This is a genomic window from Moorena sp. SIO4E2 (genome assembly GCF_010671945.1).
Lineage (GTDB): Bacteria > Cyanobacteriota > Cyanobacteriia > Cyanobacteriales > Coleofasciculaceae > Moorena > Moorena producens.
Genome location: NZ_JAAHIE010000344.1, coordinates 1 through 8,172, shown reverse-complemented (window position 1 = coordinate 8,172; position 8,172 = coordinate 1). Strand labels below are relative to the sequence as shown.

General features: G+C 44.8%; 11 protein-coding genes. 6 read left to right on the top strand and 5 right to left on the bottom strand.

What is annotated here, in order from left to right:
• Positions 1 to 957: 957 nt before the first annotated feature.
• On the bottom strand, positions 958 to 1,134 hold the full coding sequence (locus F6K37_RS26535) for a hypothetical protein (RefSeq protein WP_287253343.1): 177 nt from the start codon (positions 1,132 to 1,134) through the stop codon (positions 958 to 960).
• Between F6K37_RS26535 and ureE the strand changes: the two genes are divergently transcribed.
• On the top strand, positions 1,133 to 1,564 hold the full coding sequence (ureE, locus tag F6K37_RS26530) for an urease accessory protein UreE (protein ID WP_008183842.1): 432 nt from the start codon (positions 1,133 to 1,135) through the stop codon (positions 1,562 to 1,564). The genes F6K37_RS26535 and ureE overlap by 2 nt on opposite strands.
• Before the next feature lie 65 nt (positions 1,565 to 1,629).
• Here the strand turns inward: ureE and F6K37_RS26525 are convergent, their stop codons facing one another.
• Both F6K37_RS26525 and F6K37_RS26520 read right to left on the bottom strand, forming a co-directional pair.
• On the bottom strand, positions 1,630 to 2,019 hold the full coding sequence (locus tag F6K37_RS26525; RefSeq protein ID WP_008183840.1) for an alr0857 family protein: 390 nt from the start codon (positions 2,017 to 2,019) through the stop codon (positions 1,630 to 1,632).
• The gene (locus F6K37_RS26520) at positions 1,991 to 2,569 is read right to left on the bottom strand and encodes an HNH endonuclease (RefSeq protein ID WP_502708870.1); all 579 of its coding nucleotides are present in this window, start codon (positions 2,567 to 2,569) and stop codon (positions 1,991 to 1,993) included. The genes F6K37_RS26525 and F6K37_RS26520 overlap by 29 nt, the downstream gene beginning before the upstream one ends.
• Positions 2,570 to 2,982: 413 nt before the next feature.
• Here F6K37_RS26520 and F6K37_RS26515 point away from each other — a divergent pair, with 413 nt between their 5' ends.
• Positions 2,983 to 3,324, top strand: a complete 342-nt coding sequence (locus F6K37_RS26515) for a ribbon-helix-helix domain-containing protein (protein ID WP_287253337.1) — start codon at positions 2,983 to 2,985, stop codon at positions 3,322 to 3,324.
• Between the two features lie 91 nt (positions 3,325 to 3,415).
• On the opposite strand, the gene F6K37_RS26510 is transcribed toward F6K37_RS26515, so the two are convergent.
• A complete protein-coding gene (locus F6K37_RS26510) occupies positions 3,416 to 4,870 on the bottom strand; it encodes an S-layer homology domain-containing protein (RefSeq protein WP_287253335.1) in 1,455 nt (484 codons plus the stop codon).
• A gap of 203 nt (positions 4,871 to 5,073) precedes the next feature.
• On the opposite strand from F6K37_RS26510, the gene F6K37_RS26505 reads away from it, so the two are divergent.
• The 4 genes from F6K37_RS26505 to F6K37_RS26490 all read left to right on the top strand — a co-directional run bounded on the left by F6K37_RS26505 (position 5,074) and on the right by F6K37_RS26490 (position 7,819).
• Complete coding sequence (locus tag F6K37_RS26505) at positions 5,074 to 5,316, top strand: hypothetical protein (protein WP_287253334.1); 243 nt, start codon at positions 5,074 to 5,076, stop codon at positions 5,314 to 5,316.
• On the top strand, positions 5,307 to 5,765 hold the full coding sequence (locus F6K37_RS26500) for a Nif11-like leader peptide family natural product precursor (RefSeq protein ID WP_287253332.1): 459 nt from the start codon (positions 5,307 to 5,309) through the stop codon (positions 5,763 to 5,765). The genes F6K37_RS26505 and F6K37_RS26500 overlap by 10 nt, the downstream gene beginning before the upstream one ends.
• A gap of 317 nt (positions 5,766 to 6,082) precedes the next feature.
• Positions 6,083 to 7,408 (top strand): nif11-class peptide radical SAM maturase 3, encoded by a 1,326-nt coding sequence (locus tag F6K37_RS26495; RefSeq protein ID WP_287253331.1) that lies wholly within the window; start codon positions 6,083 to 6,085, stop codon positions 7,406 to 7,408.
• A gap of 243 nt (positions 7,409 to 7,651) precedes the next feature.
• On the top strand, positions 7,652 to 7,819 hold the full coding sequence (locus F6K37_RS26490; RefSeq protein WP_287253328.1) for a hypothetical protein: 168 nt from the start codon (positions 7,652 to 7,654) through the stop codon (positions 7,817 to 7,819).
• Between the two features lie 142 nt (positions 7,820 to 7,961).
• On the opposite strand, the gene F6K37_RS26485 is transcribed toward F6K37_RS26490, so the two are convergent.
• Positions 7,962 to 8,093 carry a hypothetical protein gene (locus F6K37_RS26485; RefSeq protein WP_287253327.1) on the bottom strand — a complete coding sequence of 44 codons (132 nt, stop codon included), beginning with the start codon at positions 8,091 to 8,093 and terminating at the stop codon, positions 7,962 to 7,964.
• Positions 8,094 to 8,172: the final 79 nt, after the last annotated feature.

Sequence of the window (8,172 nt, the reverse complement as noted above, 5' to 3'; positions counted from 1 at the left end):
CATATCTCGATTTAATTCCATTACCGTTAGCGCCCAATCGGATCAGAAGTTACAACGGCGCATCCACAATGAACTAGTTCGCTTACAACAAAATTGACAATATGTCAAGCTTGTAGGGTGGGCAAAAGCGGTCAGCGGTCAGCGGTCAGCGGTCAGCGGTCAGCGGTCAGTAGTCAGTAGTCAGTGGTCAGCGGTCAGTAGTCAGTGGTCAGCGGTCAGCGGTCAGCGGTCAGCGGTCAGCGGTCAGCTTAAAATAAACCTCATTTGGGATAATTTAATAGTTCGAGATGTTACATAATTGAAAGTTTGGGGATTTACCAAAAAATTTGGGTTTAAAGCCCCGTCCTTATAGGAGACGAAACCTTAGAATTTTGAAGCCTTAATTAATAAGTTTTAACCCTTCTGCTCATAGCCTGCCCCCTTTAAAGGCTTCTTTATTCTTACGGTAACTTCTAGGGACGGCTTTTTTTGAAATTAAGACTTGACGGTTTGATCGCATCGTGTTAAGATAAAAAAAAATAATGTTATAGATAAACATGATCTTAAAATAAGTAGATGATGTAAAAAATAAGCTAAGATATCAGCTTATTGCATAATCAAATTCTTAGATTTGGATATCTACGAAAACATAAGATCAAGAAAAAGTTTATCTAACTTGTTAACTAGATTAGGTACGGTGGGGTTAGAAGTTACCGTATTCAGAGGGTCGCCTTTATAGTTAGTCGGCTATGAGTAAAAAGTTTTAACCTTTTTGATTAAGGCGACCCTCTGATAAGGTTTCGTTTCCGGCACACCGAAACCTGGGTCATAGACCAACTACGCTTGGGTCGAGGAGACCTCTATTTTTTCTGGCTCCGGCAAGGGTTTTACAAGTCACCTCGTAGAAGCAAGAATCCCCGTCCTTCCAGGGCGGGGAGTGTCAACCATCATAAGCATTCAGCTTTTGAATAAAATCAGCTAACCGCTGATAACTGACCGCTGATAACTGATAACTGATAACTGAATGCTGATAACTGAATGCTGATAATTGAATGCTGATAACTGATAACTGATAGCTGATAGCTTACCTTTGCTCACTTCACTTGGTATTTGTTTTAAACAGAAGTCTGAATTCAGCAATGGTAAATTGCCCATGCTCACCTTTACGAAACGCCTCAGAGCTAATCAGAATACTAAAGTCGGCTTTACCCTCTCCTTGACAGCCGAGGAGCGTACCCGAACTCGCCACCGCTTTGAAACAGCGGATGGTGAAAATTTGTATTTGCGTTTGCCTAGGGGCAGTGTCTTGCAGGATGGGGATTTACTGGAAGCTGAAGATACGAAGGTGATGATCCGAATTGCTGCTAAACCAGAACCGGTACTGACTGTCACTGCCAAAAAACCGGTGAATTTGCTGCGAGCTGCTTATCATTTGGGTAATCGCCATGTCCCTTTAGAAGTAACGGCTAGCTATTTAAGGTTATCTCCTGACCCAGTTTTGCAAGGGATGTTAGAGCAGTTGGGGGTAGAGGTACACCAGGAAGTGGTACCGTTTCAACCAGAAATCGGTGCCTATCGACATTGAGAAGTTTAAAGAGAACTGTTAAAAGAAAACTGTAAAAAAGAGGCACACCTAAGTGCGCCTCTTAATCAATCCTTCGGAACAGAAGCCCGATGGTTAGCCTCTTGCCACAGCTGATAGAGAAAAAACTCAACAGCATAGTTCATTGCTGTTACAAAAATTCCCTCTTCATCTTCTGGATCTGACGTTAGCCAGGTGCCTTGTAGGCTTACTTCAACATATTCCGCATCACAAATCGATAATGCGATCGCATCGGTTTTGTCTTGCTCCACAAACACCTCTAATTCCCTGAGGTGGGGCAAGTTAGCTGGTAGCAAAAATGACGCAGTGCTGGGTTCGATATAGAAACTTGCACCCGCACGGAGCGAGACAAGGGTTCGTTTTGTTACCCATTCTTCTAGGGATTGAGCCAAACGCTCTAGATAAAAGCTATTTTCGGTATAAATCAGTTTCAGCATTACCTGTAACTTCCTCCTCTAACCGATTGATTTGCTGTTGACGCCAAAACTGTTCCGCAAAAGCAATAGCTGGATGCATGGGTGCTTTGGGCTGTCTGGGTAATTTCATTCCCGCTTGGTGGGGAGTGCGGTTGCCTTTAAGGCTGTTACAACGCTCACATGCCGTAACGACGTTGTCCCAACTGTGTTTCCCGCCTTTTGACCGAGGCATGACATGGTCGAGGGTTAGCTTTTTGGTGCTGCCACAGTATTGGCACCGATGCTTGTCCCGTCTTAAGACCTCCCGCCGATTTACTGGAGGAACTCGCCAAGTTGGTTCAGTTTCGGTAACTATCAAGCGGATATGGGTTGGTACCAAGATCACCACACTAGGAGAACGGACTTTGTAGCCCTTACCACCAAAGAAATCGATTGGTTCAGCTTTCCCGGTAACCAACAGAGCAATCGCTCGTTTGATATTGACTCGATTAATGGGTAAGTAGTTTTTGGAAAAAACCACTACCGATTGCCTCAACACCTCAGTTGTGCTTGTCACGGATTGACTCCTCATAAACCAAACCCCCGCTTCTGTTTGTCAGGAGCGGGGGCGTTTAAGATTTTTTAGGGTAGGCTGATTGCTATGTCAGTACTGCTAGCGTTCGCCTATACCTCCCGCTGTGTCTATTTAGTTTCAGATTGATCTCTGGCCGACAATTGATTGGTTGTGAATCATGCCTTCTATACTCGACTGTTCCCTGTGCGATCGAGTCATATTTGCCCCTAAACAAAAGCTCCACCCATATTGCCCCGAATCCCGAACCGCCGAAGCAGTTGATATCTGAGCAATTGGTGGAGGAGGTTAAATGATGACTCATAGAAGATGAAATGTTTGAAGGCGAAATTTGTGAAAAACGATTTTCAAGCCGCTTTTTAAATACTACACTTGTATTACGGGAATGTCCAGATATTTGGAGGAAAAAATTAATGCCTACACTCACCCGTCAAAACTCAACAACTGATATGGAAGTTACCAGCATCCGTCTGGATCGACAGTTGAAAGATAAACTCAAAGAACTTTCTGGCACTCAGGGCTATCAAGCTCTGATTCGAGATATTCTCTGGAACTATGTCCAGCACAAGTCTGGTGATTATCGACCTCAATTTTGTAAGTCTGATATCAGAGCCACCATTCAAGCGATCGCTGAGCGCAAAGAGCGTTGTGTACTCACTGGCAAGTATATAGAACCCCAAGAGCCGATGTTATTAGGACTGACGATCAACGGAGAGATGCTTCCCCTCAGTATCGGTAGTCTGTCCGACTGTTAAGCGTTTGCCTCGATACAATTGAAGAGACATGCGATCGCATGTCTCTTCTGAGTCCTTAACTAGGCACTAACTAGGAACTTTTGTAGGTTGGTTAACGAGTTGGAACCTGTAAGGGTGGCACTTGCGGAAGCTCAAGTTTTGGTGCTTCTAGAACTGGTGGGGCTTCTGGTGTTGCTGGCATTTCTTCAGTGTCCATAGCTTCTGGGATTTCTTCAGTGTCCATAGCTTCTGGGGCTTCTGGGGTTTCTGGCATTTCTAGCGTTTTAGTAGCTACTTGGAGATATAAATCAGAACCCAGTGTTAGTGGTAAATCCTGTTCCGGATTAATGATCATAGGATTTTGCTGCTCCGGTTGTTGATTAGAATTACCACCAGTTAAGACACCAGTCAAAATATTAACCGCAGCACCTTCTAATGTTTGTTTCTCCGTATCATCAGGCTTAGCATCAGTAACCAGTTTCGAGGTGGCATTGATGGTGTTATAGGATAATTCACCAATTTTAAGTTTTTGAGCCACAAACTGAGTACCAAGAAACTGAGAACCACTATAACGCGGTACTAATTGACCCTCAATCTCGCTGTCTTTTGGAATTAAGACTATTCCTTGCTCATTTTTGATGTCCTCAGCCACTAACAGCGTCATATCAATAGTTTCACCACGCTCCACAGCCACCTTGTCTGATACTGTGTAGGCTACATCAATCACTGTACCTTTGGAAACTTGATATTCCTTAGTTTCTGGGAGTTCATCCTTACTAGTCATTGACTCAGTGGAATCAGTCCCCTCAGTTTTTTCAGTTGTCTGAGTTGATTCCATCAGGCTGTCGTCACCCACAGATTTAGTCTCTCCCGTCAGCTGAGCAATATATTGAGAGGCTGGATGTTGACTAGACAGGGGAGCTAATACCTCTTCATTCACTAAAGCTTGATGAATAAACGCTGCCACATCAGCACGGGTAGCAGGTTTACCAAAATCAAGATAGGTTACATTCGGGTAGTTGACGACCATAGCCTTTTGGGTAGCAGCCGCAACGCTATCTTTGGCATAGTCAGGGATTCGGGATAGGTCTTCATAGGAAGAGAGAGTGTTCTTTACTGAACTGCTAGAGTATAGACCCAAACCATTTAAACCCAAACCATTGGTCAATGACACCAATACTTGTCCCCGAGATAGTGGCGAAGATGGACGTAGTTGGCTGTTGGATTTATCCTGCTCAGTTAGGTTACGACTTACCCAATACTCAGCCGCTTCACGATCAAATGTTTTGGGCAAAGCTAAATTATTTTCGCTGAAAGCTTGGCTCACCATTGCAGAGAACTGAGCGTAAGTAACAGCTTGATCAGGTTTAAAGGTGCCATTGGCATATCCATTTACCAGGTTTTCTGCTGCCAACCCTTCAATGAACGGTTTTGCCCAATGACCTTGAATATCAATAAAGCTAGTTTGGTTTGGAACCGCAATTACCATCGGCGCAGTGACACCAGTAACTATTCCCAACAGCAACATGGCAGTGCTGGTGGAATTCCAAGTAGATGCACTAGACATAGAACACAACTCTCCTGATTAGATAACTCTTTCAGATAGCTCAACTCCTTGGTTATCAGAGTTGACAGCTTCCCAAACACCATCCCCAGACGCACAGGTGAAGTGAAAGTTCCCAAGTTTTAAAAAAAAAGATCACTATCGCTAACGGAGTCATATCAAGTGCAGTTAATCAGTTACAAAAGTCATTAATCGTAGGGTGGGCAGTGTCTAGCAACGCGCTTTGCAAACTTCTGAATCTGTCTGCTGCACTGCCCACCCTACATGAACTTACAAAAGGGAGTAGAGAACAGGGAATCGGGAATCGGGAATCGGGAACAGGGAATCGGGAAAAAATCCTGTGTATTTTATTAATAAGATTTGTAAATTTAGCCAGATTGGCGAGACAAATTTATGCTATGGGATTTTTATTTATAGTATTGATGGTTGGAGAACGTTTATGTTTTTAGAAAGTGTAATCCTGTTCTTTAAGCGCTTAGCTGCTGATAAAAATTTCCGTAGCCAGCTTGAAGATGCTGCAAGTCCAGAAGACTACCAAACTATGGTGCGAGATGCTGGCTATGATTTCACAGCAGAAGACTTGGAAACTACCACAGCTAAAATTCTCGATGAGAATAAGCTTAGAGATTTAGACGATAATTTCAAGAATCTCAGTGAAGAAGACCTAGAAGTACTTGTTGGTGGCGTGTTTAGAGGCTACTGTGGTTGGCCATGGGGACCTATACATCCGATTGAGCCACCCAAACATAAGCCACCTATTACGATTCAGCCCGTCTATGGAGTAGTCATCGAGCCTGGACCGAAACCTCCTCAAGCGATCGCATTGTATGGCGCTTCCATACCTCCTGATCAAATTGGTTACATTTCAAAAGACGCGAACACAGACAATATTTCATAGTCTACGGAGTCGGGAATCGGGAATCGGGTGTCGGGTGTCGGGTGTCGGGTGTCGGGTGTCGGGTGTCGGGTGTCGGGTGTCGGGTGTCGGGTGTCGGGTGTCGGGTGTCGGGGTAAGACGAAAATTTACTTTACCTCGTCAGTAAGATAAACGCTATAAAAATATTTCCTATCTCCCCATCTCCCCATCTCCCCATCTCCCTATCTCCCCATCTCCCCAAACTTCCCACACTCTTACCCCTCTTGCCTCTTGCCTCTTGCCTTTTGCCTTTTCCTGCAATTGGTCTGTTTACAACCGAGATACAAACGTGCTTAGTTATGACTTATCGCCGAATTAGTTATGCGGTTTGGGAAATTACTCTTAAATGCAACCTAGCTTGTCAGCACTGTGGTTCTCGTGCTGGTCATACACGGGAAAAAGAACTGTCTACAGCAGAAGCTCTGGATCTGGTCAGACAGATGGCCGAAGTTGGGATTACAGAAGTCACCTTAATTGGGGGTGAAGCCTTTTTACGTCCGGACTGGCTAGAGATTGCCAAAGCCATTACCGAGGCAGGAATGGTTTGTGGTATGACCACTGGTGGCTTTGGGATTAGTTTAGAGACAGCCCGCCGGATGAAAGAAGCTGGAATTCGGGTAGTTTCCGTTTCTGTGGATGGCTTAGAAGCAACCCACGACCGCCTACGGGGGAGAAAGGGTTCTTGGCAATGGGCATTTAAGACCATGAGTCATCTCAAAGAAGTCGGTATTCCTTTCGGCTGCAATACTCAAATCAATCGCCTCAGCGCACCAGAATTTCCCCAGATCTATCAGCTGCTTAGGGATGCAGGAATCTTCGCCTGGCAGATTCAGTTAACTGTACCCATGGGCAATGCTGCTGACAATTACGACATTCTGCTCCAACCCTATGAACTGCTGGATTTATATCCCATGATTGCTCGTGTAGTTGAGCGGGCTTATAGCGAAGGTGTGAAAGTACAGGCCGGAAATAATGTAGGCTATTACGGTCCTTACGAGCGACTACTGCGAGGGCGAGGAGATAGCAATCCCTGGACATTTTGGCAGGGATGTCAAGCTGGACTCTCTACCTTGGGTATTGAAGCCGATGGTGCTATCAAAGGTTGCCCGTCCTTACCGACTTCAGCTTACACCGGAGGTAATATTCGAGACCACTCCCTGGGGACAATCATTGAAGAAACTGAAGAATTGCGGTTTAATCTAGGAGCCGATACTCCCAAAGGGACATCCCATCTGTGGGGTTTCTGCAAGACTTGCGAATTTGCTGAACTATGTCGCGGTGGTTGCTCTTGGACCGCTCATGTGTTCTTTGACCGCAGAGGGAATAATCCTTACTGTCACCATCGGGCCTTAACCCAAGCATCTCAAGGAATTCGAGAGCGAGTTGTGCCTAAAGTAAAAGCCCAAGGACTTCCCTTTGATAACGGTGAATTTGAAATTATTGAAGAGCCAATAAACACTCCTTGGCCAAACAATGATCCCCTCCACTTTAGTGCTGATCGCATTCAATGGTCAGGGGATTTTTTACGGAGCAGGGAGCAGGGAGTCGGGAGTCGGGAGTCGGGAGTCGGGAGTCGGGAGTCGGGAGTCGGGAGTCGGGAGTCGGGAGTCGGGAGTCGGGAATAGGGAATAAATCCTGTGTACCTCATTACTATGAGAAACGCTATAGACTTGGCCGCAGTTGTCGGTAATATCTCAATTTAACTAAGCTCTTGCACTATAAAAAACAACTTAATATCTGAAATAATAACAATAAATTTCAGTACTGAAAGAATCAAATATTATTATTTTTATCTGTTCCATGTTCCCTGTTCCCTACTCACTTTTTAGTTCAATTCTATGTTAAATCTATAAAAAATCTATACCACTATGCAGGATCAAACTAACTCATTAGAACCATCCATTGATAACTCCCAGACTCCAGGAGAATCTCTTCCCACCTTGTTACCTCGAACAGCATGGACTAGTAATTTAGCTTATTGGAGAGTTCTTTTGAAAGCCAAGATTGCTTTAGATAAAATTGATAAATGTCAATAATCATAGCCATAAATTTGGTAATTTAATTTTAAAATATAGCGTTTTAAATACTTATTAGGTACACAGGATTTTTGGCGTTGCTGAATCAAGGAATGAATGCGCGATCATGTGGTTTTGTTAAAGCCCCCGTGGGTCCCCATCTTTAAAAAAGCGAAGCATCCGCTAATTCCCCCCAAGCGAGCAATCCCTCGCTTGGGGGGTTAGGGGGGCGGGGGACTTTGAGAGTTTTGTTCCCCCGCCGGTGCGCTTTCCGTTGGCGAATTAAATTCGCCACGGGTCGCACCGCAAAATTGGGGGGCTAGGGCGTGTTTTCAAAGTTTTCCGCAAGATTATGATCCCCCCCAGCCCCCCTT

Bases quoted from the DNA above. Each gene is read 5' to 3' on its own strand.
- F6K37_RS26515 (WP_287253337.1), top strand. From the start codon at position 2,983: ATGCCTACACTCACCCGTCAAAACTCAACAACTGATATGGAAGTTACC.
- F6K37_RS26490 (WP_287253328.1), top strand. From the start codon at position 7,652: ATGCAGGATCAAACTAACTCATTAGAACCATCCATTGATAACTCCCAG.
- ureE (WP_008183842.1), top strand. From the start codon at position 1,133: ATGCTCACCTTTACGAAACGCCTCAGAGCTAATCAGAATACTAAAGTC.
- F6K37_RS26500 (WP_287253332.1), top strand. From the start codon at position 5,307: ATGTTTTTAGAAAGTGTAATCCTGTTCTTTAAGCGCTTAGCTGCTGAT.
- F6K37_RS26510 (WP_287253335.1), bottom strand. From the start codon at position 4,870: ATGTCTAGTGCATCTACTTGGAATTCCACCAGCACTGCCATGTTGCTG.
- F6K37_RS26525 (WP_008183840.1), bottom strand. From the start codon at position 2,019: ATGCTGAAACTGATTTATACCGAAAATAGCTTTTATCTAGAGCGTTTG.
- F6K37_RS26535 (WP_287253343.1), bottom strand. From the start codon at position 1,134: ATGGGCAATTTACCATTGCTGAATTCAGACTTCTGTTTAAAACAAATA.
- F6K37_RS26495 (WP_287253331.1), top strand. From the start codon at position 6,083: ATGACTTATCGCCGAATTAGTTATGCGGTTTGGGAAATTACTCTTAAA.
- F6K37_RS26520 (WP_502708870.1), bottom strand. From the start codon at position 2,569: ATGAGGAGTCAATCCGTGACAAGCACAACTGAGGTGTTGAGGCAATCG.